Raw genomic sequence first — 24,691 nt, forward strand, 5'->3', positions numbered from 1 at the left:
GGAATTTCATGCAGGCTCAAATGCTGGCACCGGCCGCCGTGCTCGTGCTGTGGTCTCTGATCATGCTTTACTGGATGGCCTTCACGCGCTTTCCGGCGATGAGGAAGCTGGGCCGCGACGTCGGCTCTGCCAAGCCCGGCGGGCGCGGACAGGACCTCGAAGGGGTCATCCCGGACAACGTCAACTGGAAGGCGCACAACTACGCGCATCTGATGGAACAGCCGACCATTTTCTACGCGGCTGCCGTCATTCTCGCCATCATGGGCGCAGGGTCGTGGGACGTGCTGCTGGCGTGGATTTACGTCGGGCTTCGCATCATCCACTCGGTCTACCAGGCGACCGTAAACGTGGTGAAGGTACGCTTCCTGTTCTTCCTCCTGTCGAGCATCGCGCTGACCATCCTCGCGTTCCGCGCAGTGATGGCGACGCTGTTCTTCGACCCTTCCCTCGCCCCGGCATAAGCGAAAGGCTGAAACGATGATTGACGCAGAAATCCTCCAGCCCGTCGTGGTGCTGATGGCATGGACGATGGTGATGTGGGCCTGGATGTACGCCACCCGCATCCCCGCGATGAGCAAAGCGGGCATCCAGCCCGACGATGCCCGCAAGACCAAGGGCCTCGACGAGGCGCTTCCCGCCGAAGTCCAGTGGAAGGCCCACAACTACAATCACCTGCACGAGCAGCCGACCGTGTTCTACGCGGTCTGCCTGCTCTTGGCGATGGTCGGCTGGGGTGACGGGATGAATGCGCTGCTGGCGTGGATCTACGTCGGCCTGCGCATCATTCACTCGATCGTGCAGGTGACCGCGAACAAGGTGATGGTGCGCTTCGTGCTCTTCGCCCTGTCGAGCCTCGTGCTGATTGCACTCATCTTCCACGCCGCAATCTGGGCGTTCGACATTCACATGTAATGTAGTCGGGGCTCGTCAGGGGCGAGCCCCGCTATGACCGTTTACTCCGCAGCCTCGGCTGCGTGGGCGTGACCGTCTGCGTCGATTTCTAGGTTCGCGAGGAAGCGCTCGGCATCAAGGGCGGCCATGCAGCCCATGCCAGCAGCAGTCACCGCCTGGCGATAAACGTGGTCGGTGACGTCGCCCGCGGCGAAGACACCCGGAATGTCGGTCTTGGGCGAACCCGCCTCGGTGAGCAGATACCCGCCATCATCCATCGGCAGCTTGCCCTTGAACAGTTCGGTCGCGGGCGCGTGGCCGATGGCGACGAATGCCCCGTCGGCTTCCAGCGTGCTGTCCTCCCCTGTCACCGTGTCGCGCAAGTTGAGGTGGTGGAGCGCGCCATTGTCGCCAGCCTCGAAGCTCTCGACCGTCTTGTTCCAGATGACCGAAATCTTGGGGTGGTTGAGCAAGCGCTCCTGCAAAATCTTCTCCGCGCGCAGTTCGTCGCGGCGGTGGATGAGCGTCACGTCGTCCGAATGGTTGGTGAGGTACAGAGCTTCCTCGACCGCCGTGTTGCCGCCGCCGATGACCGCGACTTTCTTGCCGCGATAGAAGAACCCGTCACAGGTCGCGCAGGCCGAGACACCCTTGCCGCCCAGTTCCTGCTCTCCCGGAACGCCGAGCCACTTTGCCTGCGCCCCGGTGCAGATGACCAGTACGTCGGCGATATATTCGTCGCCGCTGTCTCCGATAGCCTTGAAGGGCGAGCCGTTCGCCACGTCGACATCGACAATCGTATCCCACATCATGCGCGTGCCGACGTGCTCTGCCTGCTTCTGCATCTGCTCCATCAGCCACGGGCCCTGGATGACGTCGGCAAAGCCGGGATAGTTCTCGACATCGGTGGTGATGGTCAGCTGGCCGCCGGGCTGGAGGCCCTGCACGACAATCGGCTCCATCATCGCGCGCGCGCCGTAAATGGCGGCGGAATAGCCCGCGGGGCCGGAGCCGATGATGAGCATCTTGGTGCGATGGGTAGCCATGTGTCTAAGTCTCGTATTCGCAGATTTCGTGAAGTGAAGCCGCTATATGGGGATTGGCCTTCCAAGAGTCACGCCACGAACCGCGTCCGAAGCTGCTCCTTCAACAGCTCGTCCACACCTAACGTGCCTTCGATATAGGCATCGAGCGTGCCGTGCTCCTCCTCGACCACCTGCCAGAAGGTTTCGAGATATTCCTCGCGCACTTCGAGCAGCGCCTTGATCGCCCCGTCATCGAGCTTGCGACCCAGCCGCTGTTCGATACCCGGCACCGATTGGGCAGCGAGCACTTCGAGCGTCGGCGCATGGTTGGTGCGCAGGAATTCGGCCATCTGGTTCTCGCGGCTTACACCCAGCACATGAAGCATCAGCATGGCCGCCACACCGGTGCGGTCCTTGCCCGCGAAGCAATGCACGAGGCTCGGCCCATCGCGCTCCGCCAACAGGCGTAGATATTGCGCGAACATCGAAATCATCGCCACATTGCGCGGAATGCGGGTATAAACACCGAGCATCCGCTGGCGGGCGAATTCCTCGGTCGTGGTGCCCTCGTCCACATCCATGTGCGGCGGGCTGGAGCTGGTCTCCCCGTCGTAGAAGAATACCTCGCCATCGAAACCTTCCGGGCGCTTGCAGGGGTTGCGGTCGCGCTCGGAAACACCGCGCAAATCGACAACCGTCCGGATGCCGAGCGCCCTCACCGCCTGCAAATCCGCCTCGCTCGCGCCGACATGCTGGCCCGAGCGCCACAGCAGCCCAGTCTTCACATTGCCGCCGCCCTCGACCTTCCAGCCGCCGTAATCACGGAAGTTATGGATGCCGTCGGTGTTGAGAAAGGGTTCGCGAATCATGGGCGCGAGCGTGGCAGGGCGGGAGACTAGGGGATAGCCCCTATTGCGCGGAAAACCGTCTTTTCTAGACCCTGCGGCTACAGCCTCCCTCGTCCGGGGGGACCACAGCGGAGCCGAAGACATGTCGCATATCCTGATAGTCGATGATGATGAAATGATTGCCCAGATGGCGAGCGAAATCCTGATGGATGCGGGCCATGCCTGCGGCTGGGTCGCCGACGGGGAGCGGGCGCTCGACCTGCTGCGCTGGCGCAGGCCCGACCTGCTCCTTCTCGACCAGGACATGCCCGGCCTCACCGGCGCGCAAGTGCTGCGTTCACTGCGCAGTTCTGCGGAGACCTATGATTTGCCGGTCATCATGTTCACCGGCATCAGCGGCGTGGAGGACGAGAACGCCGCCTTTCACAACGGCGCGCAGGCCTATATCCGCAAGCCCTTCGAGGCGCATGTGCTCATCGGGCAGGTGGACGAAGTCCTGGCTCCGCGTGCGGAAAGGCCGAGCCATCTCAGCCTGATGGACCATCTGGAACAGGCAACCGGCCGCTGGCGCGATGCGCCCAAGCAGCGCGCCGTGTCCTAGCCTCCGGAAACGCTGTCGAGGTCGGAGAGGAAGGTCTCGGTCCAGTCCTGCACATTGTCGTCGCGCACCGTGCCGATGAGCGCATCGTAGCGGCGCTTGCGCTCTTCCAGCGGCATGTCGAGCGCGGTGCGGATGGCATGGGCAAGGTCGTCCGGACTGTGCGGATTGACCAGCAAAGCATCCTTCATCTGCGCGGCGGCGCCAGCAAAACTCGACAGGATGAGGACGCCGGGGTCTTCGGGGTCCTGCGCTGCGATATATTCCTTGGCGACGAGGTTCATCCCGTCGCGCAAGGGCGTCACCAGCCCGATTTTTGCCGCGCGGAAGAAGCCGAACAGTTCGGCATGGCTGTAGCCGCGGTTGACGTAGCGGATGGGCACGAGGTCGACCTCGCTACGCGCGCCGTTGATTTGACCGGCCTTCTGCTCGAGCGTGGCGCGGATGGCCTGGTAGCTGTCGACATCCTCGCGGCTGGGCGGCGCAATCTGCACGAAGACGAGGTCGCGGACGCGCTCTGGGTGCTTGTCGAAGAAGCGCGAGATGCCGTCGAGGCGTTCGGGCAGGCCCTTGGAATAGTCCAGCCGGTCGACGCCGATCATCGCGGTACGGCGGCGGGCCGAACTCATCAGCCTTTGCTGCGCCTGCCGCGCATCGCCTGTCTCGCCCAGCCCGCTGAAGTGGTCCCAGTCGATGCCGATGGGATAGGCGCGCGCGATGGTGGTGCGTCCGTCGAGCGTGATGGCGCCTGTGGCCTCATCCACATCCGCGCCGAGTTCGGTGCGGCAATAATGCAGGAAGCTGTCGAGCCATTCCTTCGTCTGGAAGCCGAGCAAGTCGTAATGCAGCATCGTACGCGTCAGCCGCTCGTGATAGGGCAGCGAGACGAACAACCGCGTGGCGGGCCATGGGATGTGCAGGAAGAATCCGATGCGGTTCTTCGCACCGCGCGCCCGCAAACGCTCGCCCAGTGGGACAAGGTGATAATCGTGCACCCACACCACGTCGTCCTCTTCGAGCAACGGGGTGACGAGTTCGGCGAAGCGTTCGTTGACCCGCTCGTAGCCCTTCCCCGTCTCACGCTCGTATTTGGCGAGGTCGAGGCGGTAATGGAACAACGGCCAAAGCGTCGAATTGGCGTAGCCGTTGTAATATTCCTCGATGTCGCGTTCGGACAGATCGATGGTCGCGGTGGTTACGCCGTCGCTGGACTGGGTGGCGATATTGCCGGTGCGGCCGCTTTCACTTTCCTCGCCCGACCAGCCGAACCACAGGCCTTTTCGTGACTTAAGCGCCGAATGCAACGCGCCGGCGAGGCCCCCTTGGGCGCCCGCTGCTCCTCGCGCCTTGGGGACTGCGACGCGGTTGGAAATTACGACAAGGCGGGCGTCGGTGCTCAACGCACTTCGCTCCAGCTTTTCGAAAGATGACCTGCAGAGTTGATGATACCTACCAGCGAATAGGTCTGGGGGAAGTTCCCCCACAGTTCGCCCGTCTCATAATCGAGGTCTTCGCTCAGCAGGCCCGAGCGGGTGGTGTGACCCAGCATCGCCTCGAACATCTGCCGCGCCTCGCCACTGCGCCCGGTAAGGTGCAGCGCTTCGATGAGCCAGAAGGTGCAGACGTTGAAAGCTGTTTCCGGCGCGCCGAAGTCGTCTTCTGCCGCATAGCGCAGCATGTGGTCGCCGCGGCGCAAGTCCCGCTCGACTGCCTCGAAGGTCTTGAGGAAACGCTCGTCGTCGGGCTTCAGATAGCGGAGTTCGACCATTTGCAGCAGGCTGGCGTCGAGGTAGTCGCTCTCGAAGCTCGCGCCATAGTGCTGGCCTTCCTCATTCCATGCCTCGGCATCGATTTTGGCGCGAATGGCCTCGGCGCGCTCTTTCCAGAGCTTGGCGCGGTCGTCCTTGCCCAACTGCCCTGCCACGTTCGAAAGACGGTCGCAGGCGGCCCAGCACATGACGGCGGAATAGGTGTGCACTTCCTGCCGGGTGCGGAATTCCCACAGGCCCGCATCGGGCTTGTCGTGCTTGGCCCATGCGGCCTCGCCGACCTCTTCCAGATGCTCGAAATCGCGCTCGTCCGCCATGCGCAGCAGGCGCGTGTCGAAAAATGCCTGCGCTGTGGGCATGACGATCTGGCCGTAGCAATCGTATTGCACCTGCTTATAGGCAGCATTGCCCACCCGCACCGGGCCGTTGCCGCGATAGCCGGCAAGGTTTTCAGCTTCGAATTCGTGCAGCTCGGCATCGCCCATGACCGAATAGAGCGGCTGTATCTGCCCTCCCCGCGCCTGGTCGATGATGTTGCGCAGGTAAGCGAGATATTTCTCCAGCACGTCGAGCGCGCCCAGCCGGTTCAAGGCCTGCACGGTATAATAGCTGTCGCGTATCCAGCAGTAGCGGTAATCCCAGTTGCGCTGGCTGCCGGGCGCTTCGGGAATGGAGGTGGTGAGCGCGGCGACAATCGCGCCGGTTTCCTCGTGCTGGCACAGTTTGAGCGCGATGGCGGCGCGGATGACTTCTTCCTGCCATTCGAGCGGGATGTGCAGGCCGCGCACCCAGTGCTGCCAGTATTTCTTCGTATTGGCTTCCATCCGGCGCAGTTCGCTGCGAATATTGCCGACGAAGGGCTCGTCAGGGCCGAGGAAGAAATGCTGGTCGCTCTCGACCCGGTAACTGCGCCTTTCGAGGATATAGCCAACCGGCGCATCGGTGGAGAGGCGCAGCGCCTGCTCGCCGGTCATGTAGCGGATGTGGTTGGTGCCGTTGGTCGTGCCCGCCAGCCCCTCGCCGTAATTCTTCATCGGCGCAAGACCGACCCGCAATCGCGGGGCCCCTGCCACGGGCCGGACGATGCGGATATAGGCGACCGGGCGATACATCCGGCCCGAGCGTTCAAAGCGCGGCGCGAAGTCATGGATTTCGAGCGCGCTGCCATCCTCCGCCTCCAGCCGCGTGACGAGAATGGGTGTGTTGCGGACATAATGCTGGGTGGCGCTGACCTGGCCTTCCAGTTCGAAGCGCCAGACGCCCTCGTCGCGGTTGTCGCCATTGAGAAGCGAGCAGAACACAGGATCGCCATCGACGCGGGGGATACAGCCCCAGACGAAGCCACCCGCCTCGTCGACCAACGCGCTGACCTGGCAATTGCCGATGGGGGAGAGTTCGAGATTTGCTTGAGTCAAAGGTTCAACCAATTGTGTACCGCTTCCACGTCATGCAGGTGATAGCGCGCAGCCTCGCTGTCCCGTTCCCCGACTGCAATGCCGAAGCCTGAGAATTCGATTGCGGCGCGCATGCCGTGCTCGTCGGTCACGTCGTCACCGATGAAGACGGGGGTGCTGCCGATGAAGGGGGCGATACCCATGAAAGCCTCCAGCGCCGCGCCCTTGTTCGCTCCGGGGCGGACCAGTTCGGCGACGCCTTTCCCGCTCGTCACATCGAGGCCATGGGCATCGGCAACCTCGCGTGCGAACGCCAGCGTGGCCTCCGCCTTTTCGGGCTGGCCGCGGAAATGCAACGCACCTCCGTGGCTTTTCGTCTCGTAAAACAAGTCGTTACGCCCAGCATAGGCACGCAGGTCCGCGACCGCCTCATCGGGCAGCCCGCGAGGAGCCTCCCCCAACCGCTCACCGCTGGCAAGGAAACGCGAAGCGCCATGCGAACCTGCCCGGGCGATCGCCACTTCTCCCAGATGCGTCCGCAAATCATCCAGAGCGCGTCCGCTCACCAGCGCGAGCCGCCCATCCAGCCTGTCGCGCAGCTTGTGAAGCGCCTCGGTCAATCCGGCAGGGACATGGATGTCGCCCGGTCTCGGCGCGATGCCGACCAGCGTGCCATCGAAATCGAGGAACAGCGTCACCGGCCCGGCGCAAAGCAGCTCGGCAAGGGGTGGCGGAGATGGGAGCGGAGAGCGGCTTGCCATCGCGCCAAGGCTTAGCGGAGGCGGCGCTGGCGTCAAACCGTCAATTGTCGTTCGCCGGGCCCGGATCGAGTATCAGGTCGCCGCCCTCGACCCGCCAGCTGTCGAGACGCGAGAGGAAATTCATGCCCAGCACGTTCGTCTGACCGAGGTTGGGCGCGATGACCGCATCCAGCCCCGCCGCTTCGATGTTGCCGAACCGCAAGCTGTCCACCGTCGTCAAATCCGCCGTCACTGTTCCATTGGCGGTGTTCAGCAGGACAGGCAGCCCGCCGGTCCGCGGATAGAGCCCGGCCTGTTCGGCTGAGCGGGTGGAGAAGGCGGTCAGCGTCGCCCCGGTGTCGACGAGGAAACGCGTGGGCACGCCGTTGACCTCTGCCACCAGCCAGTAGTGCCCATCAGCGGCCATGGGGATAAGTGTTTCCTCGCCCACGATACGCTGCTCGGGCATGCCGAGTTCGGTCACGGCGTCGAGCCTCGGGTCGAAGCGCGCCAGCTGGAAGAAGACAGTCAGGAGGATGCCGGCGAGCGCCAGAGTGCTGACGGTCCTCACCAGTCTCCCGCCTGCTATGCGCTTGCGCAACATTAGCGCGCCGATCCAGCCTATGAAAAGCGCCACGATTGTCCCTGCGAGAAGGCCGGAACGCGGCACCGCGCGGATGATTTCGGCAATGGCATCGAAAGCGCTCTGCATGTCCATGAGCCGGATATAGGTCGCCCCTGCTTCCGCGTCGATGAACGCGGCGAAAAATAATCAGGGTGCGTCGCGCTTTTCGGTGGCCTCGGCAAGGATGACCGAGAAACGATCCTCGCTGTCGGTCCAGCGCATGCGCGGCGTCCAGCCGCCTGCCAGCAGCAAGGTATTGGCGCTGCGGCGAGTGAATTTGTGGCTGTTCTCGGTGTGAATGGTTTCGCCCTGCGTCATCGTGAACCGCTGGCCCGCGACCTCGAACCCGATGTCGCGTGTGGCCTCGAGATGCATTTCGATGCGGGCGAAGTCGTCGTTCCACGGCGCCTTGTGCCGCAATGCATCCACCGGGATGGTCCCGCCAAGCTCGCGGTTGATGCGGCGGGCGAGGTTGAGGTTGAACTCGCCCGTCACGCCTCGCGCATCGTCATAGGCTGCTTCGAGCACCTTGGGGTCTTTTACCAGGTCCATGCCGATGAGCAGCAGCGGCAGTTCCCCTTCCTCTGCCCCCAGCGTTGCGCGCATCGAACGGAGCAGGTCGACCGCCGTACGCGGGACCATGTTTCCGATGGTGGAGCCGGGGAAGAAACCCAGCTTCTTGAGCGGCAGCACTTCCTCGGGCAGCGCGACCTCGCGCATGAAATCCGCCTCGACCGGATGAACGTCGATGGCGGGAAACTTTTCGGCCAGTGTCGCCGCCGATGCGCGCAGGAAATCGCCCGAAATGTCGAGCGGCACATATGCGGCCGGGTCGATGGCGCGCAGCAGCAGCGGTGTCTTCACCGAGCTGCCCGAACCGAATTCGACCACTACGCGGCCCTTGCCGATATGTTCGGCGAACTCTGCCCCGCGTGCTTCGAGTATCTCGGTCTCGGCACGGGTCGGGTAATACTCCTCGAGATCGGTGATGTCCTCGAACAATTGCGAGCCGGCATCATCGTAAAGCCAGCGCGCAGGGATGGCCTTTTGCCGCTGGCGGAGGCCTTTGAGCACATCTTCGCGGAATGCGCGGTCCACACCGTCCTCGTCGCGGTCGACGAGCGCTATGCCCTGTTCGGTTTTCATTGGTCTTTCGCCAGTCTCAGCCCGGTGAATTGCCAGCGCTGGTGGGGGTAGAAGAAGTTGCGGTAGCTGGCGCGCGAATGGCCGCGCGCGGTGGCGCAGCTTGCGCCCTTGAGCACGAACTGCCCGCTCATGAACTTGCCATTGTATTCGCCCACCGCGCCTTCCGCGGGCTGGAAGCGGGGATAGGGCAGATAGCCACTGCGGGTGAACTGCCAGCAATCCCCGAACAGGCCATCCGAGCCGGTCGGTTGCGGAGGTGCGGCCTCGTCCATCTGGTTGCCGCCGCACGGATCATGCGCAGGCGCCTCGCCCTCTTGTCCACGTGCAATCGCTTCCCATTCGAATTCGGTCGGCAGGCGAAGACCTGCCCAGGTGGCGAAAGCGTCGGCCTCGAAATAGGAGATATGCGTGACCGGTGCTTGCGGGTGGCGCTCCTGCCAGCCCGTGTGGGTGAAATGCTCATCTTCGCGCCAATAGGAAGGCGCGCTGATGTTGTTCTCCCGCACCCACGCCCAGCCATCCGATAACCAGAGTGTTGCCTCGTCATAGCCGCCATCGGCAATGAACTCGGCCCACTCAGCATTGGTGACGAGGCGCGATGAGAGGGCGAAGGGTTCGAGCAGCACGCGGTGCGCAGGCCCCTCGTTGTCGAAGGCGAAACCGGGCTCTTGGTGGCCGATACGCGCTACCCCGCCCGGGTGCGAATGCCAGCCGTCGGGCTGCGCCGCTACCTCGCGCACGGCATGCTCCCACATCGCCGGTCCCAGCGGGTTCTGGAACAGCGCGTGCTTGATATCGGTTAACAGCAATTCCTGGTGTTGCTGCTCATGCGCGAGGCCAAGTTCGATAAGCGGGCGCAACTCCTCGCGCTCCAGCAGCGGCTGCATCGCCTCGTCGACATGCGCGCGCCATTCTAGGATGTCGGTCAGCGTCGGGCGCGAGAGCATGCCGCGCGAGAAACGGGCTATCCGCTCGCCTTCCGCTTCGTAATAGGAATTGAAAACGAAGGGCCAGTCCTCGTCGAACAGCCTGTAGCCCTGCAAATGGTCGCGCAGGAGGAAGGTCTCCCAGAACCACGTGACATGCGCGATATGCCACTTGGCGGGCGAGGCATCTTCCATCGACTGGAGAATTGCGTCGGCCTCGGAAAGGGGTTCGACCAGCGCCTCGCTGAGGGCACGCACCCTCGCATAGTTGTCCGCAAGTGCGCCTGCGGTGACGTGCTGACTGGCGTGGAGACCACCCATCGCCCTGCTCTCCCCTTACGGTCGCCTCGGACCGGCAACCGCCAGGTATCATGGCGCATTCGGGTGACAGTTTAAAGGCCGAGCGGCGAAAAAAGGCTTATCCTATCAAATGTTAGGCCTCAGGCGGCCTGCGCCACCCTGTTCCGCCCACCGCGTTTGGCCTCGTAGAGCGCGGCATCAGCGCGTGCGAAGAGGATGAGCGAGGCATCGCCCGCCTCGATTTCGGCGTGACCTGCGCTGATGGTGATGGAGGGTATCGGCGCGCTGTGCGTGCCTGCCTCGATCGCCCAGCGCAGGCGCTCCGCCGCGCGCAGGGCCGCCTCGCTTTTGCAGTCGGGCAGGATCCAGAGGAATTCCTCGCCCCCGATGCGGCCGACGATGTCGAACTCGCGCGCCTGCCGCGTGGCAATGTCGCCGACCATGGCGATAACCTTGTCGCCGACCGGGTGGCCGTGGCGGTCGTTCACCTGCTTGAAATGGTCGATGTCGAAGACGATGACCGAGAGCGGCTTCTCGTCACGCCGCGCTTCCATCACCGCGCGGTCCAGCTCGGCCATGGTGTAGCGCCGGTTGGCAAGGCCGGTGAGCGCATCGGTATTGGCTTCGCGCTGCGCCTGCGCTGCACGTTCCAGCGCCTCGTCGCGGTCGCGGCGCAGCGCATAGGTTTCGGACACGTCCTTCACGACCATGAAGACCTGCTCGCGAACGCCTTCCGCCGAGAACACGTTGCGCGCCCTCGCCCTGAGGATGTGCAGGCCCTCACCCCGCTCGGCGACTTCAAATTCGATGGCGAAGGGTTCCCGGTCTTGCGCGTGAGCATCGAGCACCGTTTCGATTTGCTCCATCCCCTCGGGCATGATGCGTTCGAGGATATCCTCGCGGGGCGGCGTGCCCGGCGGGAGGCCGGCGAGGTGGCACATCTCCTCCGACCACAAATGCCGGCGTGGCTCGATTTCGATGCACCAGCGGCCATATCCCGCGAGCCCCTCCGCGGTTTCGAGCTGGTCCACGCTGCGACTGAGCTTCGCCGCATCTTCACGGATTTGCCGCGTCGTCAGCCGGTTGCTCATGCAGTTTCCCGCCAGCAGCGCAAAGGCACTGGCGAGCAGGAGGGCGCTCATGACGGGACCGGGGCTGAACATTGCCATCACCGCCAGCAGGCCGGACAAAGCCCAGACTCCCAGCGACAGGGATCGCTTCGATGACAAAGGGACGTGACGCACAAGGCTCTCCTGCTCTGAGGAGAGTTCTGCCAGCCACGCGGAAAGGAACCGTCGCCGGGAGGCTCCGGCCAATTACCTAGGCGGCGTCGGCCTGCATCTGCGAATGCTCGGCATTCAGCGTCTCGGCGATGAGGAAGGCCAACTCCAGCGATTGCGCGGCGTTGAGGCGCGGGTCGCAATGGGTGTGATAGCGGTCCTTCAGCGCCTCGTCGGTGATGGCGACAGCGCCGCCGACGCATTCGGTTACGTCCTGCCCGGTCATCTCGACATGGATGCCGCCCGGATGCGTGCCCTCGGCGCGGTGGACCGCGAAGAAGCCCTTCACTTCCGACAGGATGCGGTCGAAGGGCCGCGTCTTGTAACCGCTCTCGGATTTGACGACATTGCCGTGCATCGGGTCGCAGCTCCAGACAACCGGGTGCCCTTCGGCCTTCACCGCCCGCACGAGGCGCGGCAGGCCTTCTTCGACCTTGTCATGCCCGAAGCGGCTGATGAGCGTGATGCGCCCCGGCTCGCGCGAAGGATTGAGCGTGTCGAGCAGATTGAGCATCGCATCGGTCTCGAGGCTGGGCCCGCACTTCATGCCCAGCGGATTGCCGATGCCGCGCGCGAATTCGACATGCGCGCTGCCTTCGAAACGGGTGCGGTCGCCAATCCAGACCATGTGCGCGCTGGTGTCGTACCAGTCGCCCGTCAGGCTGTCGCGGCGGGTCAGCGCCTGCTCGTAGGGGAGCAGCAGCGCCTCGTGGCTGGTGTAGAAACTGGTGCCCTGCAGCTGCGGCACGGTCGCCGGGTCGATACCGCAGGCTTCCATGAAATCGAGCGCTTCGCCGATGCGGTCCGCCGTCTCGGCAAACTTGTCCGCCCAGGGGCTACGGCCCATGAAGTCGAGCGTCCACTGGTGGACCTGCCGCAGGTTCGCATAGCCGCCGCCGGCAAAGGCGCGCAGCAGGTTCAATGTGGCCGAGGCCTGGAAATAGGCGCGGACCATGCGCTGCGGATCGTTGTGCCGGGCGGCAGCGTCGAATTCTATGCCGTTGACGTTGTCGCCGAAGTAGCTCGGCAGCGTCACATCGCCCTGCGTTTCGGTGTCGGAGCTGCGCGGCTTGGCGAACTGGCCCGCCATGCGGCCGACCTTCACCACCGGCTTCTTGCTGGCGAAGGTCATCACAACCGCCATCTGCAGCAGCACGCGGAAGGTGTCGCGGATGTTGTTCGGGTGGAACTCGGCGAAACTCTCGGCGCAATCACCGCCCTGCAGCAGGAAGGCATTGCCGGCTGCGACCTCGGCAAGGTCGGCTTTGAGCGCCCGCGCCTCGCCCGCGAAGACGAGCGGCGGATGGCTGGCGAGTGCGCTCGTCGCTTCGTCCAGCGCATCGGCGCTTTCATAGCGCGGCAGGTGCTTCGCTTCGAAACCTTGCCAGCTATCGGGTGCCCATTCGCGTGCCATCATTCGTCCATTCAATTATCATTCGGCCGACAAGCCAAGCCGACGCGCCCTTTTCGCGCAAGCAGCATAAACTTGGCCAGTGCAAAAAGGCGATTGCCCTGATCGGATTAGCGCCCCGACTGCGCACTCTGCCTTGATGCAGTCGCAAGGGTCTGCCCCTCTGGGATGACCGCCATGCGCCAACTCGGCTTGCCGCCGAAATATTCGCGCGCCAGCGCCAGCATGGTCTCGGGCGTAGTCACCGAATAATCGTTCAGGAAACCGCGCAATGCCCGCATCCGCCGCGGGTCCTTCGTCGAGCCCTGCAGTTCGAGCAGCAGGAAGTAATTGCTCGTCGCCACCCGCTCGTAGCGATTGCGCAGCGGCTCGGTCGCACGGGCGAGTTCGTCGGCAGTCGGCGGGGTCTCGGTCAGCTCGCGGGCAATCTGCTCGGCCTTGGCAAACAGCACCGGCACGTCCTTGGGTTGCATCTGCGCGAAGCCGAGGATGGTGCCGCCGCTATCGACGTCCATCGGCCAGTCGAGCTGCACGTTGGGCGCATAGCTTGCGCCAGTCTCCAGCCGCATCGCGTCCATCAGCCGGTTGTTGAAGACTTCGGTCAGGATGGTGAGCTGGCGCGACTTGCGCGTGCCGCCCATCCCGCCTCCGACGGGCCATGCGAAGACCGCAGCCGCCTGGTTGGCATCACCCTTGTGATAGCGGACCACGGTCTCGCTATCGTCCGAGATATTCCACTCACGGGCGAGAACTTCGGGTGAAAGGACACCGCGATCAGGCAGAGCGCCGAAAGTGCGCGAGAGCGCTTCGATGGCTTCCTCGCGATCGAAATCACCGAAGACGAGCACTTCGACCGGACCCTTGGTCAGGATGGGCTCCCACACCTCGCGGAAACCCTCGAGCGTTACGCTATCGAGCGCTTCGGGCGTCGAGGTCTTGAACACCGGATTGCGGTCGTAGAGCAGGTATTCAAGGTCGCGCGTCAGCACGCCTCCCGGCTGCGAGGCATAGCTTTGGTAGGCAAGCTCCGCAGCCGCTTTGGCGCGCACGAAGGGGGCCCTGTCCCAGCGCGGCATGCCAAGCTTGGCGGCGAAGAGGTACAGCTGGTCGGCAAGGTCCTGCTTGCGTGTCATGGCATCGAAGGAGAACACGCCCTCGCCAATATCGAAATCGAAACCCAGCTTGCGCCCCGTCGCTACGCGGTCGAGTTCCTCGGCACCGAGTTCGCCCAGTCCCGACGAGACCAGCGCCGCCTCGCCCAACGCGATATAGGGCGCATCTTCTGCATCGAAGGCACGCATACCCGCACCGAAGCGGACCTTTACAGCAACACGGCCGGGTTCATGGTCGTTGGCGAGCACCAGCGCCGTGACGCCGTTGGCGAATTCGATACGCTCGACATCGCCGATGGCATGCGGCTCACGCGCGACGATATCTCCGGGCGTCCCGATGGCCGGAAGGTCGGCGAAGTCGATAGTCTGCGCCGCAAGGCGCGCATTGGCGTCGGCCTCGACGGGAGCCAGCATCGCCGTCCGCAGTTCCGCTTCGGTCGCGTCCCCGGCATCGGGCGTGATGTAGGTTGCGCGGATGACATTGCCGCTGAACAGCTTGCGGGTTTCTTCGAGCACCATTTGGGGCGTGGCTTTCGCGCGCATCGAGTTGAACACCATGAGGAAGGTCTCGGGGGCCGCGATGGCCTCCCGGATATCGACCGCGCCGACCAGCTCGTCTGCGTAAATGGCGCCTGCGCGATTGACGCGCTGCTCGACCATGTTGGTGTAGGCGACTTCCATTCCGGCAAGCTCGCGATCCATTTCCTCCTGCGTCGGGGGATTGGTAACGGCATCGGCGATGACGGCGCGCACTTCGGCGAGCGCGCTTTCCCAGTCCTCGGTCAAAGGCACGAAGTTGACGATAGTTGCATGGGTCGAGCGGCTGATCTTGGCTTCGCTGACGTTCGCTTCGAGCAGGTTCCCGCCCGCACGCGCCTTGGCCTCGAGCCGGCGGTCGATGAGCTGGAGCGCAAGTGTCTCGCGCAGCCTGCCCTCGTTGTAGACGATGGTATCGTCGACCTGCCTCCACGGGCGGAAATAGCCGTAGGTGAAGAAGCGCTGCCATGTCGGCTCGACGATCACCGCGACATCGCCGACCGGATTGGCAGGGTCGGCCCCTGCCGGGGCCAGCGGGTCGCCGAACGCGGGGGCAGGCGCTGCCTTGCCCTCGACGGTCCAGCCGGAGAAATATTTCTCGACCATGGTGGCGAACAACACGGGGTCGAGGTCGCCGACGACCGAGACGACCGTGTTTTCCGGTCGATACCAGCGGTCGTAGAAGGCCTGGACCGAGGCGCCGTCGGCTGCCTGCAGGCTGTCTTCGGTGCCGATGATGATGCGCTCTGCCAGTCGCTGTCCAGCGAACAGGGTCTGCATCCTCTGCTCGGTCACGCGCTCGGCAATCCCGCCTCGCTCGCGCTTTTCGGCCAGCACGATAGGCACTTCGGCGCGGACATTGGCGTCGGACAGCACGGGCTCGCGCACCATGCCCGACAGCAGCTTCATGCTCTCGTCGAGCTTGGCGACATCGACCTCGGGAAGGTCGAGCTTGTAGACCGTATGCGTCGGGCTGGTCTCGGCATTGGTATCGCTGCCGAAGGTCGCACCGAGACGCTGCCATGCGTAAATCGCCTCGGACTGGCCAAGGTACTTGCTCTCGCGGAACAGCAGGTGTTCGAGCAGGTGCGCATAGCCCAGCTCGTCATCGTTCTCGTAAAGCGAGCCGGCATCGATGCGCACACGGATCGAGACCTGACCCGGAGGAACGCCGTTATGGCGAACGCCGTAGCGAATGCCGTTGTCGAGCTTGCCGAACAGCCACTCCTCGTCGCGCGGGACATCGCTGTTCTCGTAGATCCACGGGGTCTCGCCTTCGGCCTGGAGCGATTGCGGGCGCGGAAGGGGAACGACCGCGACTTGGACATCGTCCGCCGATGCTGCGTCCTGCGCGGTGAGGCCCTGCGGTGCGAGCAGCGCGAGCGGGAGACAAAGAGCGAGACGCCAGACGGCGCGCGTGGAAACTGTCATGGCGCGGGATATAGGAGCAGGGGGTGTGAAGCGCCAGTGAATGGGCCGGTAAATCAAGGCGTAGTTTTCGTGCCTTGTGTGCGAGACGCCCCGCTCCTACATCGCGGCCCATGTTCATCGAGACCGAAACCACGCCCAATCCCTCCAGCCTCAAGTTCCTCCCCGGCCGCCCGGTCATGGACCAGGGAACGCGCGAATTCGCTTCTCCCGAAGCTGCAGAGGCGAGCCCGCTTGCGCAGGCCATTTTCGACACCGGCGAGGCGACCAACGTCTTTTTCGGCGGCGACTTCGTCACCGTGACCGCGGCGCCCGGCGTCAACTGGTCGGATCTGAAGCCGCTGGTGCTTTCCATCCTGCTCGACCACTTCGTATCCGAAGCCCCGCTGTTTGCGCCGGGTACTGCAGGCGGCATCTCGGTGCCGGGCGAGAACGAGATGATGGTCGAAGAAAGCGCCGACGACGCCGACATCATCACCCAGATCAACGAACTCCTCGAAACGCGCGTCCGCCCGGCGGTTGCCGGCGATGGCGGCGATATCCAGTATCGCGGCTACAAGGACGGGGTGGTCTATCTCCAGATGCAGGGCGCATGCGCCGGCTGCCCCTCCTCCTCCGCCACGCTGAAGCACGGCATCGAAGGCCTGCTGAAACATTACGTGCCCGAGGTCGTTGAGGTCCGCGAAGCCTGAATTCCAAGCCAATCTCCAAGGATTTTGCATGACCAAGCAGTTCCACGATCAATCCCTTTCCGCCGATGCCCTCGACCAGGTTTTCCGCGAGGCGCGCAGCTACAATGGCTGGCACGACAAGGAGGTGACCGAGGAACAGATCGAGGCGATTTACGAGCTGCTGAAGATGGGGCCGACCTCGGCCAATATGCAGCCGGGTCGTTTCGTGTGGTGCAAATCGCAAGAATCCCGCGACAAGCTCGCCGAATTCGCATCGGAGGGGAACAAGGAAAAGATCAAGACCGCGCCGGTGGTGGTCATCATCGGTTACGACATCGATTTCCACGAGGAACTGCCCTGGCTCTTCCCGCACACCGACGCCAAGAGCTGGTTCGAAGGCGACGAGGAAGGCCGAAAGGAAGGTGCCAAGCGCAACTCGGCGCTACAGGGTGCTTACCTGATGATTGCCGCCCGCGCGCTGGGCCTCGATTGCGGTCCGATGTCGGGTGTCGACCTCGACAAGATTACCGAGCATTTCTTCGCCGACAGTCCGCGCCACCGCGCCGACTGGGTCTGCGCCATCGGCTATGGCGACAAGGAAACCATCTTCGGCCGCAGCCCGCGCCCCGATTTCGACAAGTTCAATCGCATCGACTGACTTGATGCAGGCGCGGTGGTGAGGCAGGGCGCATTGCGATGCGCCTGCTAGCCATAGAAACCGCCACCGAAGCCTGCAGCGTCGCCCTGTTCGAGGACGGGGCGCTGCTCGACGCGCGCCATGTCGAACTGGGCCGCGGCCATGCCGAGCGGCTTGTCCCGATGATTGGTGAACTGCCCGACCGGGGGCGCGCCGACGAGATACGCGTATCGCTCGGCCCGGGAAGCTTTACCGGAGTGCGCATCGGCCTCGCCGCAGCGCGCGCGCTGGGACTCGCATGGCAAGCGCAGGTGCGCGGCTATCCGACGCTCGCGCTCATCGCCGCCATGGCCCGAGAAACAGCGGCCGGGGATATCGGCGTGTGCATGAATGGCGGGCATGGCGAATGGTTCGTGCAAAGCTATGCTAGAGACGGAATGCCGAGCAGCGAGCTTGCGTCTCTCCGCCCGGAAGAGGCGGTGAATTCGCTCGGACAGCCAACCATCGCCGGTGATCGTGCCGAGCAGTTCGCAGAGAAAATCGGCGGGAGCGTAGTACCACTCCCCATGCTTGCGGACGCACGCCATGTGCCCGCCATCCCCGAGGCGCTCCTGGCCGACAACCTCTCTCCCATTTACGGCCGCGCGCCGGACGCCAAGGCTCCTGCCAAGTGAACGACGTCGACCGGCTCATGGACGTCATGGAAGCGAGCTTCGACCCGCATTACCGCGAGGCCTGGACCCGGCGGCAGGTGGAAGACTCGCTCGCCCTGCCCTCCACCTACATGCTGCTCGTCGGCGAAGACGGGACGCCTCCTGCAGAGGGCGTGGACGCGGCAGGCTTCGCCCTTGCGCGACAGGCCCTCGACGAAATCGAACTGCTTCTCATAGCCGTGCGCCCCGAACTGCGCGGCAAGGGTCTGGGCCGCGCGTTACTTCGCCAGTTCTTCGACAGCGCCCGCGAGAGAGCCGCGGTAAAGGTCTTCCTTGAAATGCGCGCCAATAATTCGGCCGAAAAACTCTATCGGGCCGAAGGTTTCACTCAAATCGGCCAGCGCCGGGACTATTATCGCACCATAACAGGTCACTCACTCGACGCGCTGACCTTCGCTCGCGAGGTCTGAGCGGCCCTATTTCCACTGGAAGTTGTAAGCATGCGACAGAATTGGCGGAAATTTACAATTTAGAGTAGACTTTATCAAATGACGTACATATCCCGCCCTAAAAGGTGGAGTTTGCTCAATGGAAGAATTCGAAACCGATATGACCGAGACGCTGATTACGCTAACCTCGGATATTGTCGCGGCCCACGTTTCCAATAACAGCGTTGCCGTCGATGACGTACCTGCGCTGATTTCCAATGTTTATTCAGCCCTTTCCGGCCTCGGTGGTGGTGGTGCGACCGAGGAAGCGCGGCCAGACCCCGCCGTTTCGGTGCGCGCGTCTGTCAAGAAGGACCACATCATCTGCCTCGACTGCGGCAAGAAGATGAAAATGCTCAAGCGTCACCTGTCGACCGAACACGACATGACGCCTGATGAATACCGCCAGCGCTGGGACTTGCCCTCGGATTATCCGATGGTCGCCCCCGAATATGCCGACACGCGCCGCGATCTTGCCAAGAAAATCGGCCTTGGTCGCAAGCCCGGCCAGAAGCGCGGACGCAAGAAAGCCTCGTAACGCCAAGCTGCTGAGAATTATCTCGAGAATACACAAGCGGCAAAAGCCCTTCGGTTCGCCTTGAGATAGACGCCCCGGCCCGATAAGGGTGCGGGGCGTCACTCATTTGGGAAGATGAATTGCACCAGCGTATCGACCTCGAACAGCTCTGCGCCGACAAGGGCCTGAGGATTACCGAACAGCGCCGCGTCATCGCGCGCGTGTTGTCCGAAGCCGACGACCATCCCGATGTGGAAATGGTTCACGAGCGCGCGAACAAGATCGATCCGGGCATTTCCATCGCCACGGTTTACCGCACCGTCCGCCTGTTCGAGGAAGCCGGCATTCTCGACCGCCACGATTTCGGTGATGGCCGGGCCCGTTACGAGGCGGCACCCGAAGCGCATCATGACCATCTCATCGATGTCGAAAGCGGCAAGGTGGTCGAATTCGTCGACCCCGAACTCGAAGCGCTGCAAAAGCAGATTGCCGAGAAGCTGGGCTATCGCCTCGTCGACCACCGCATGGAACTCTATGGCGTCCGGCTCGACCGCGAGAGCTGAGCGAAGGCTCGCCAAATACACCGCCAGGCGACTGGCGGCGGCACGGGGCGAGAATGTCCCGCTGACAATTGCGGGCTGGGTCCGCTTCGTCCTGCGCACCATCGGCATCCTCGTGCTGCTGCTGATCTTCGTGCCGCTGCATTATGCCTTTCGCATCTTCGCCTACGGCTCGCCCTTCCCCATGCTGTTCCTGCGCTACACCGCGCGGGTCATCGGCGCGCGGGTCAAGGTGGTCGGCACACCGCTACGCCGCGATGTCTTCTTCATCGCCAATCACATCTCATGGATCGACATCCTGGCAATGGCAGGCGCCAGCGGGACGGCCTTCGTCGCCAAGTGGGAACTGAGCCAGGTCCCGGTCATCGGCTGGCTGTGCAGCCTCAACCGCACCGTGTTCGTGAAACGCGAACACCGCATGGGCGTGGCCGAGCAGATCAACGCGCTGAAAGAGGCGCTGAAGGACAACTGGTCGGTGACGGTGTTCCCCGAAGGCACGGTGACCGACGGCCATTCGCTCCTTCCCTTCAAATCTTCCATGCTGTCGGTGCTCGAACCGCCCCCGCCCGGTGTCATGGTCCAGCCCGTTGTGCTCGACTATGGCGAAAATTCGGAAGAAATCGCCTGGGTAGGTGAGGAAAGCGGCCTGCATAACGCCATGCGCGTGCTCGCGCGTCGCGGCACTTTCCGGCTGACGATCACCTATCTCGAGCCCTTCTGCCCCGACGTGCACCGTGGCCGCAAGGCAATCGCGGCCAAGGCGCGCGAGGAGATAGAGGAGCAATTGCTGAACAACCTCGGAAAGCCGTTGCGCGACTATCAGCATGTGGTGGATGCGGTCCGTTACACACCGCCAGCGAGGGATGCCGAGGGTTAGAGCCCGGCCTTGACCAGCCAGTCGTGGAACAGCCGCACGGGGCGTTCTTCCAGCGCGGTCGGCTTGCATACGAACCAGTAGCTGTAGGGGCTCTCGACCTCGACCCCGAAGAGATTGGTAAGGCGATTGTCGGAAGCGCGCTTCAAATGGTCGTCATGCATGATGGCGATGCCGAGGCCCTGCGCGGCTGCTTCGAGCATGAGCTGTCCTGAATCGTAATGGTCGATCGCAGCAGGTTCGAGGTCATGCAGCGAAAGCTCGTCCTTCCACGCGCGAAAGCTTTCGGGAAGCTCGTTGTGGATTAGGAAGGTCTGCTTGGAGAGCACGGTCTCGTCGGGCTGGCCGCCGATCTTTGCCGCCAGTTCCTTGCTGGCGATCGCGTGGACCATGTTGAAATCGAGCCGCACGGCATGAAGCCCGCTCGCAGGCCCGCGCGAAAGGATGATCGCCGCGTCCAGCGTGTCGCCCACGCGGTCCTCGAGGTGCGGTCCGGTGTCGATATCGATGTGGAGGAGCGGGTGGCGAGCACGCAATTCGCCCAGCTTGGGAAACAGGCGCTGGCTGCCGAACAGCGGCAGCACGCCAAGATGCAGGCGCAGGACAGAAAGGTTTTCCGACTGGCTCTCCACCGCCCTCGCCAGCGCTTCGAGCTGGGGGTTCACGGCTTCGTAGAACGCATGCCCGTCGTCAGTGAGTTGCATCGCCTGCCGCGCACGCGTGAAGAGCTTCTTGCCAACGAAGTCTTCCAGATTGCCGATGCGGCGGGACAGTGCCGAGGGGCTTAGCCCCAGTTCGTCGGCAGCCGCCCGCGCGGAGCCAAGCCGCACGGTGCGGACGAAGGCTTCGAGGGCGCGGAGAGGAGGAAGTCGGCGAGTGGCCATGGCTCTGGCCTATTCACCAAACCCGCCCCTGTCGAGGGTCAATGTTCGCTTTCATGCAACTGACGCACCAAGCCAAGCCAATGTGTCTCGACTTCGCTCGACACGAACGGAGCGTGTGCAAGTCCCGTTCGTATCGAGCGAGGTCGAGATACGCACGCGCTAGGCTTCCGCTTGCGCGTCTTCCGGTGCGTGGAGGCGAAGGCGAGTCACGTGCGTTTCGTCGCCATCGGTCACCTCGATGCGCCAGCCGCTCGGATGTTCGAGCACCTTGCCCACCGGCGGGACCTGTTCGGCCAGGACGAAGGCCAGACCGCCCAGCGTATCGACCGCTTCCTCCACCTCGGCGAGGCGCGGGTCTATCTTGTCGGCCACATCGTCGAGCTCGGCACGCGCGTCGCAATCCCACATGCCCTCGCCGATGGAGGCAATCCAGATTTCGGGCGCGTCGTCGTGCTCGTCCTCGATTTCACCGACGATTTCCTCGACCAGGTCCTCGATGGTGATGATGCCATCGGTCCCCGAAAATTCGTCGAGCACTATCGCAAGATGCATGCGCTGCGAGCGCATGTCGGCCAGCACGTCGAGCGCGTTGCGCGTCTGCGGCACGTAGAGCGGCTGGCGCATGAGCACCGTCCAATCGGCAGGCGGGGTCTTCTTCTCCGCAAGGAAGGGGAAGATATCCTTGATGTGGATCATGCCGATGACATCGTCGAGCTGGCCGCGATAGACCGGCATGCGCGAGTGGCCGTGCTCGGAGAAAGTGGCAACCACCTCGTCCCAGGTCGCATCGGCATCCATGGCGATAATCTCGCCGCGCGGAACCGCGACATCGTCGGCATCATGCTCGCTGAAATGCAGCAAATTGCGCAGCATCTGGCGCTCGACACCCGAGAGATCGCCCTTGGCGGTGTCCTCGGTGTCTGCGGAGCCGTTCTCGCCCTCGTGTTCGTCGATGGCTTCTTCGAGCTGGGCGCGCAGGCTCCGCTCGCCACCTTCGGCGTCGAACAGTTTCCGAATCGCGGGCCAGAGCCCGCTGCTACTCTCCGCGTCTCCGGCGGGGGGTGAAGTGTTGGCCATGGGCCGGGTCGTAAACTCCAAATGCGCCTCGAAATGAGGCTAAGCGCGGTCCCCATATGGGTCCGCTATACCCAAGATTGCAAGCGCTTCGATTTCGAGCTTCTCCATCGCTGCGGCCTGTTCGTCGGAATCGACATGGTCATGCCCTGCAAGATGCAGGAATCCGTGAACGAGCAAGTGCGCGGTATGGTCCCGCAAACTCACACCCTTCTCGGCGGCCTCGCGCTGGCAGGTCTCGCAGGCGAGCGCGATATCACCCAGCATTTCGGGCGGGCCGTCCGCCTCCAGCGCGAGCAAATCCTCGCGTTCGAGCATGGGGAAGGAGAGCACATTCGTCGGCTTGTCCTTGCCCCGCCATTCCTTGTTGAGCTCGTGCACCTGCTCGTCATTGGTAAAGACGATGCTGGTCATCAACCGCGCATTTGCAAGCCCGGTTTCTACCGTGGACACCGCCTGCCGGGCCTCGTCAGCCAAGGCCTCCCAAGTGCCCTCGTCGGGCCAGCCATCAATGTCTATGTCCAGTTGCACTCAGACCCCATAGCGATAAATTTCGAGCACGCCCCAGAAATTGCTGACCGCGTGGATCAGGATGACCGGAAGCAGCTTGCGGTCGAATGCGATGTAGAGCGCGCCCATCATCAGCGCGAAGATACCCGTGGACACCCCGCCGGCAAGGTCCTGGTACAAATGTCCCACCCCGAATGCGACGCTGGACAGGAGAATAAGCGGAACCGCCGCTTTCATACCGAACAGCCTTGTCCCCCAACCGACGAAAAAGCCGCGAAAGGCGATTTCCTCGACCACGCCACCGAACAGCATGGCCACGATGAGCAATTCGATGAAAGCACCGTCATTGCCCTCGACATCGGCGAATTGCGACAGGTCGATGGTGGTGCCGGTGATTGCCTCGGCAAACCCGTCCATGAGCGGGTTCAGAGCTAGCCCCACGAAGCTACCCACGAGCAGCCCTATGGCCAGCGTCACCCATATGTTGCGATAGACCATGCTGAACACGGCTTCGCGCGCGGAGCGGCTCAGCCAGAGGATAAGCGCAGTGCCGCCAAGCCAGAGCGGAGCGGTAAGGTCGCTCGGCAGCAGCAGCGGAACTGCCGGGAGCAGCACGAGCGTCTTCTGCGCCCAGTCTGGCAATTTCCCAATCGCGTCGAATGCCAGCTTCATCGTAAATCCCTGAAATGGTGAGGCTTAGACGCGTGGCATGCGGGCTCGACGAGACCAGAGCTTCTCGACCAACGGCATATTGAGTTAGGCGGAAGGTCCCTCGTAAGCCTCGACGATACGGCCCACGATCGGGTGGCGCACCACGTCGGCCGCGGTGAAGCGGATGGTGCCGAAGCCTTCGGTTCCCTCCAGCTTGCCGACCGCATCGGCGAGGCCGCTCATGCCGTCGCCGCCGGGGATGTCGACCTGCCGCGGGTCGCCGCAGATGACCATGCGGCTGTTCTGGCCGAAACGGGTGAGGAACATCTTCATCTGCTCGCGCGTGGTGTTCTGCGCCTCGTCGAGGATGACGAAGGCATCGGCCAGCGTACGGCCGCGCATGAAGGCAATGGGGGCAATCTCGATTTCGCCCGAGGCGAGCCGCCGCTCGACCTGTTCGGGCGGCATGCAGTCGTAAAGCGCGTCGTAGAGCGGGCGCAGATAGGGGTCGACCTTGTCCTTCATGTCACCGGGCAGGAAGCCCAGCTTTTCGCCCGCTTCCACCGCAGGACGGGACAGGATGAGGCGCTGGACACTGCCATTGATGAGCTGCGCGACCGCCTGCGCCACGGCGAGATAGGTCTTGCCGGTACCTGCGGGCCCGAGCGCGAAAATGATGTCGTCGCGCACGAGACTGCGCATGTAGGTCGCCTGCATGGCGCTGCGCGGCACGATGGTCTTGCGCCGCGTGCGGATCATGATCGGCGGGCCTTCGGGCTTGCCGTCCATGATGCCGTCGAGTGTCGGTTCGTTCGACATGGCAATCAGCGATTCGATGGCACCCGCGTCGAGGTCCTGACCCAGTGCGAGGCGGTCGTACATCTCGTTGAGCACGTCACGCGCGCGGGCCACGCTGTCTTCCGGGCCTTCGATGTGGATGGCGTTGCCGCGGGCGGAGATGAACACGCCCAGCCGGTTTTCGACCTGCACCAGATTGGCATCGAACTGTCCGAAAAGCGCGCCGAGCAAGCTCTGGTTTTCGAAGTTCACATCGACCTGCGCGCGGCGAACCTCGCGCTGGGGTGCGGGCGGTTTGGTCAGGGCCGGGTCGGCCTGCCGGACTGGTTTGCGAGCCATCTGCT

General features: G+C 63.5%; 26 protein-coding genes. 10 read left to right on the forward strand and 16 right to left on the reverse strand.

The window, feature by feature from the left end:
* Window positions 1-8 precede the first annotated feature (8 nt).
* Both K3152_RS05820 and K3152_RS05825 read left to right on the forward strand, forming a co-directional pair.
* Window positions 9-461 (forward strand): MAPEG family protein, encoded by a 453-nt coding sequence (locus tag K3152_RS05820; RefSeq protein ID WP_221573191.1) that lies wholly within the window; start codon window positions 9-11, stop codon window positions 459-461.
* A gap of 16 nt (window positions 462-477) precedes the next feature.
* A complete protein-coding gene (locus K3152_RS05825) occupies window positions 478-912 on the forward strand; it encodes an MAPEG family protein (RefSeq protein WP_221573192.1) in 435 nt (144 codons plus the stop codon).
* A 41-nt stretch (window positions 913-953) separates the two neighbouring features.
* Here K3152_RS05825 and trxB read toward each other — a convergent pair whose 3' ends face one another.
* Together trxB and K3152_RS05835 are read right to left on the reverse strand one after the other, a co-directional pair.
* Window positions 954-1,937 (reverse strand): thioredoxin-disulfide reductase, encoded by a 984-nt coding sequence (gene trxB / locus K3152_RS05830; RefSeq protein ID WP_221573193.1) that lies wholly within the window; start codon window positions 1,935-1,937, stop codon window positions 954-956.
* A 68-nt stretch (window positions 1,938-2,005) separates the two neighbouring features.
* The gene (locus K3152_RS05835; protein WP_221573194.1) at window positions 2,006-2,785 is read right to left on the reverse strand and encodes a tyrosine-protein phosphatase; all 780 of its coding nucleotides are present in this window, start codon (window positions 2,783-2,785) and stop codon (window positions 2,006-2,008) included.
* Between the two features lie 121 nt (window positions 2,786-2,906).
* Between K3152_RS05835 and K3152_RS05840 the strand changes: the two genes are divergently transcribed.
* Window positions 2,907-3,365, forward strand: coding sequence for a response regulator (locus K3152_RS05840; RefSeq protein WP_040965869.1), 459 nt, complete (start codon window positions 2,907-2,909; stop codon window positions 3,363-3,365).
* On the opposite strand, the gene K3152_RS05845 is transcribed toward K3152_RS05840, so the two are convergent.
* The 9 genes from K3152_RS05845 to K3152_RS05885 all read right to left on the reverse strand — a co-directional run bounded on the left by K3152_RS05845 (window position 3,362) and on the right by K3152_RS05885 (window position 16,033).
* Complete coding sequence (locus K3152_RS05845; RefSeq protein ID WP_221573195.1) at window positions 3,362-4,762, reverse strand: alpha,alpha-trehalose-phosphate synthase (UDP-forming); 1,401 nt, start codon at window positions 4,760-4,762, stop codon at window positions 3,362-3,364. The genes K3152_RS05840 and K3152_RS05845 overlap by 4 nt on opposite strands.
* Window positions 4,759-6,546, reverse strand: a complete 1,788-nt coding sequence (locus tag K3152_RS05850; protein WP_221573196.1) for a glycoside hydrolase family 15 protein — start codon at window positions 6,544-6,546, stop codon at window positions 4,759-4,761. Before K3152_RS05850 ends, K3152_RS05845 begins: the two co-directional genes overlap by 4 nt.
* A complete protein-coding gene (gene otsB / locus K3152_RS05855) occupies window positions 6,543-7,286 on the reverse strand; it encodes a trehalose-phosphatase (RefSeq protein ID WP_221573197.1) in 744 nt (247 codons plus the stop codon). The genes K3152_RS05850 and otsB overlap by 4 nt, the downstream gene beginning before the upstream one ends.
* 40 nt (window positions 7,287-7,326) lie before the next feature.
* Window positions 7,327-7,977: a retropepsin-like aspartic protease family protein gene (locus tag K3152_RS05860; RefSeq protein WP_247713243.1), complete on the reverse strand. Its 651-nt coding sequence runs from the start codon at window positions 7,975-7,977 to the stop codon at window positions 7,327-7,329.
* Window positions 7,978-8,037: 60 nt separating this feature from the next.
* The gene (gene egtD / locus K3152_RS05865; protein WP_221573199.1) at window positions 8,038-9,036 is read right to left on the reverse strand and encodes an L-histidine N(alpha)-methyltransferase; all 999 of its coding nucleotides are present in this window, start codon (window positions 9,034-9,036) and stop codon (window positions 8,038-8,040) included.
* Window positions 9,033-10,283, reverse strand: coding sequence for an ergothioneine biosynthesis protein EgtB (egtB, locus tag K3152_RS05870; protein WP_221573200.1), 1,251 nt, complete (start codon window positions 10,281-10,283; stop codon window positions 9,033-9,035). The genes egtD and egtB overlap by 4 nt, the downstream gene beginning before the upstream one ends.
* Window positions 10,284-10,402: 119 nt before the next feature.
* Window positions 10,403-11,452: a GGDEF domain-containing protein gene (locus K3152_RS05875; RefSeq protein ID WP_221573201.1), complete on the reverse strand. Its 1,050-nt coding sequence runs from the start codon at window positions 11,450-11,452 to the stop codon at window positions 10,403-10,405.
* A gap of 130 nt (window positions 11,453-11,582) precedes the next feature.
* Window positions 11,583-12,956, reverse strand: coding sequence for a class II 3-deoxy-7-phosphoheptulonate synthase (locus K3152_RS05880; protein ID WP_221573694.1), 1,374 nt, complete (start codon window positions 12,954-12,956; stop codon window positions 11,583-11,585).
* Between the two features lie 107 nt (window positions 12,957-13,063).
* Window positions 13,064-16,033: a M16 family metallopeptidase gene (locus K3152_RS05885; protein ID WP_221573202.1), complete on the reverse strand. Its 2,970-nt coding sequence runs from the start codon at window positions 16,031-16,033 to the stop codon at window positions 13,064-13,066.
* 110 nt (window positions 16,034-16,143) lie between these two features.
* Here K3152_RS05885 and K3152_RS05890 point away from each other — a divergent pair, with 110 nt between their 5' ends.
* The 7 genes from K3152_RS05890 to K3152_RS05920 all read left to right on the forward strand — a co-directional run bounded on the left by K3152_RS05890 (window position 16,144) and on the right by K3152_RS05920 (window position 20,433).
* Complete coding sequence (locus K3152_RS05890; protein WP_221573203.1) at window positions 16,144-16,722, forward strand: NifU family protein; 579 nt, start codon at window positions 16,144-16,146, stop codon at window positions 16,720-16,722.
* Between the two features lie 28 nt (window positions 16,723-16,750).
* Complete coding sequence (locus K3152_RS05895) at window positions 16,751-17,359, forward strand: malonic semialdehyde reductase (protein ID WP_221573204.1); 609 nt, start codon at window positions 16,751-16,753, stop codon at window positions 17,357-17,359.
* Window positions 17,360-17,397: 38 nt separating this feature from the next.
* Window positions 17,398-18,012 (forward strand): tRNA (adenosine(37)-N6)-threonylcarbamoyltransferase complex dimerization subunit type 1 TsaB, encoded by a 615-nt coding sequence (gene tsaB, locus K3152_RS05900; RefSeq protein WP_221573205.1) that lies wholly within the window; start codon window positions 17,398-17,400, stop codon window positions 18,010-18,012.
* Window positions 18,009-18,461 (forward strand): GNAT family N-acetyltransferase, encoded by a 453-nt coding sequence (locus K3152_RS05905; protein WP_345719768.1) that lies wholly within the window; start codon window positions 18,009-18,011, stop codon window positions 18,459-18,461. Before tsaB ends, K3152_RS05905 begins: the two co-directional genes overlap by 4 nt.
* Before the next feature lie 118 nt (window positions 18,462-18,579).
* Window positions 18,580-19,017 carry a Ros/MucR family transcriptional regulator gene (locus tag K3152_RS05910; protein WP_221573206.1) on the forward strand — a complete coding sequence of 146 codons (438 nt, stop codon included), beginning with the start codon at window positions 18,580-18,582 and terminating at the stop codon, window positions 19,015-19,017.
* A 119-nt stretch (window positions 19,018-19,136) separates the two neighbouring features.
* Window positions 19,137-19,559 (forward strand): Fur family transcriptional regulator, encoded by a 423-nt coding sequence (locus tag K3152_RS05915; protein WP_040965852.1) that lies wholly within the window; start codon window positions 19,137-19,139, stop codon window positions 19,557-19,559.
* Entirely contained in the window at window positions 19,531-20,433 is a 903-nt protein-coding gene (locus K3152_RS05920; RefSeq protein WP_221573207.1) for a lysophospholipid acyltransferase family protein, read from the forward strand. The genes K3152_RS05915 and K3152_RS05920 overlap by 29 nt, the downstream gene beginning before the upstream one ends.
* Here the strand turns inward: K3152_RS05920 and K3152_RS05925 are convergent.
* The 5 genes from K3152_RS05925 to K3152_RS05945 all read right to left on the reverse strand — a co-directional run bounded on the left by K3152_RS05925 (window position 20,430) and on the right by K3152_RS05945 (window position 24,686).
* Window positions 20,430-21,314: a LysR substrate-binding domain-containing protein gene (locus K3152_RS05925; protein WP_221573208.1), complete on the reverse strand. Its 885-nt coding sequence runs from the start codon at window positions 21,312-21,314 to the stop codon at window positions 20,430-20,432. The genes K3152_RS05920 and K3152_RS05925 overlap by 4 nt on opposite strands.
* 159 nt (window positions 21,315-21,473) lie before the next feature.
* Window positions 21,474-22,391, reverse strand: coding sequence for a hemolysin family protein (locus tag K3152_RS05930; RefSeq protein WP_221573209.1), 918 nt, complete (start codon window positions 22,389-22,391; stop codon window positions 21,474-21,476).
* 39 nt (window positions 22,392-22,430) lie between these two features.
* On the reverse strand, window positions 22,431-22,919 hold the full coding sequence (ybeY, locus tag K3152_RS05935) for an rRNA maturation RNase YbeY (RefSeq protein ID WP_221573210.1): 489 nt from the start codon (window positions 22,917-22,919) through the stop codon (window positions 22,431-22,433).
* A complete protein-coding gene (locus K3152_RS05940; RefSeq protein ID WP_221573211.1) occupies window positions 22,920-23,570 on the reverse strand; it encodes a CPBP family intramembrane glutamic endopeptidase in 651 nt (216 codons plus the stop codon).
* Window positions 23,571-23,654: 84 nt separating this feature from the next.
* Window positions 23,655-24,686: a PhoH family protein gene (locus K3152_RS05945; RefSeq protein WP_221573212.1), complete on the reverse strand. Its 1,032-nt coding sequence runs from the start codon at window positions 24,684-24,686 to the stop codon at window positions 23,655-23,657.
* Window positions 24,687-24,691 lie beyond the last annotated feature (5 nt).

The organism is Qipengyuania polymorpha (genome assembly GCF_019711435.1).
GTDB lineage: Bacteria > Pseudomonadota > Alphaproteobacteria > Sphingomonadales > Sphingomonadaceae > Qipengyuania > Qipengyuania polymorpha.

Coding starts and splice junctions, on each gene's coding strand:
- K3152_RS05820 (WP_221573191.1), top strand. CDS start 9: ATGCAGGCTCAAATGCTGGCACCGGCCGCCGTGCTCGTGCTGTGGTCT.
- K3152_RS05825 (WP_221573192.1), top strand. CDS start 478: ATGATTGACGCAGAAATCCTCCAGCCCGTCGTGGTGCTGATGGCATGG.
- trxB (WP_221573193.1), bottom strand. CDS start 1,937: ATGGCTACCCATCGCACCAAGATGCTCATCATCGGCTCCGGCCCCGCG.
- K3152_RS05835 (WP_221573194.1), bottom strand. CDS start 2,785: ATGATTCGCGAACCCTTTCTCAACACCGACGGCATCCATAACTTCCGT.
- K3152_RS05840 (WP_040965869.1), top strand. CDS start 2,907: ATGTCGCATATCCTGATAGTCGATGATGATGAAATGATTGCCCAGATG.
- otsB (WP_221573197.1), bottom strand. CDS start 7,286: ATGGCAAGCCGCTCTCCGCTCCCATCTCCGCCACCCCTTGCCGAGCTG.
- K3152_RS05860 (WP_247713243.1), bottom strand. CDS start 7,977: ATGCAGAGCGCTTTCGATGCCATTGCCGAAATCATCCGCGCGGTGCCG.
- egtD (WP_221573199.1), bottom strand. CDS start 9,036: ATGAAAACCGAACAGGGCATAGCGCTCGTCGACCGCGACGAGGACGGT.
- egtB (WP_221573200.1), bottom strand. CDS start 10,283: ATGGGTGGTCTCCACGCCAGTCAGCACGTCACCGCAGGCGCACTTGCG.
- K3152_RS05880 (WP_221573694.1), bottom strand. CDS start 12,956: ATGGCACGCGAATGGGCACCCGATAGCTGGCAAGGTTTCGAAGCGAAG.
- K3152_RS05885 (WP_221573202.1), bottom strand. CDS start 16,033: ATGACAGTTTCCACGCGCGCCGTCTGGCGTCTCGCTCTTTGTCTCCCG.
- K3152_RS05890 (WP_221573203.1), top strand. CDS start 16,144: ATGTTCATCGAGACCGAAACCACGCCCAATCCCTCCAGCCTCAAGTTC.
- K3152_RS05895 (WP_221573204.1), top strand. CDS start 16,751: ATGACCAAGCAGTTCCACGATCAATCCCTTTCCGCCGATGCCCTCGAC.
- tsaB (WP_221573205.1), top strand. CDS start 17,398: ATGCGCCTGCTAGCCATAGAAACCGCCACCGAAGCCTGCAGCGTCGCC.
- K3152_RS05910 (WP_221573206.1), top strand. CDS start 18,580: ATGGAAGAATTCGAAACCGATATGACCGAGACGCTGATTACGCTAACC.
- K3152_RS05920 (WP_221573207.1), top strand. CDS start 19,531: ATGGCGTCCGGCTCGACCGCGAGAGCTGAGCGAAGGCTCGCCAAATAC.
- K3152_RS05925 (WP_221573208.1), bottom strand. CDS start 21,314: ATGGCCACTCGCCGACTTCCTCCTCTCCGCGCCCTCGAAGCCTTCGTC.
- K3152_RS05930 (WP_221573209.1), bottom strand. CDS start 22,391: ATGGCCAACACTTCACCCCCCGCCGGAGACGCGGAGAGTAGCAGCGGG.
- K3152_RS05940 (WP_221573211.1), bottom strand. CDS start 23,570: ATGAAGCTGGCATTCGACGCGATTGGGAAATTGCCAGACTGGGCGCAG.
- K3152_RS05945 (WP_221573212.1), bottom strand. CDS start 24,686: ATGGCTCGCAAACCAGTCCGGCAGGCCGACCCGGCCCTGACCAAACCG.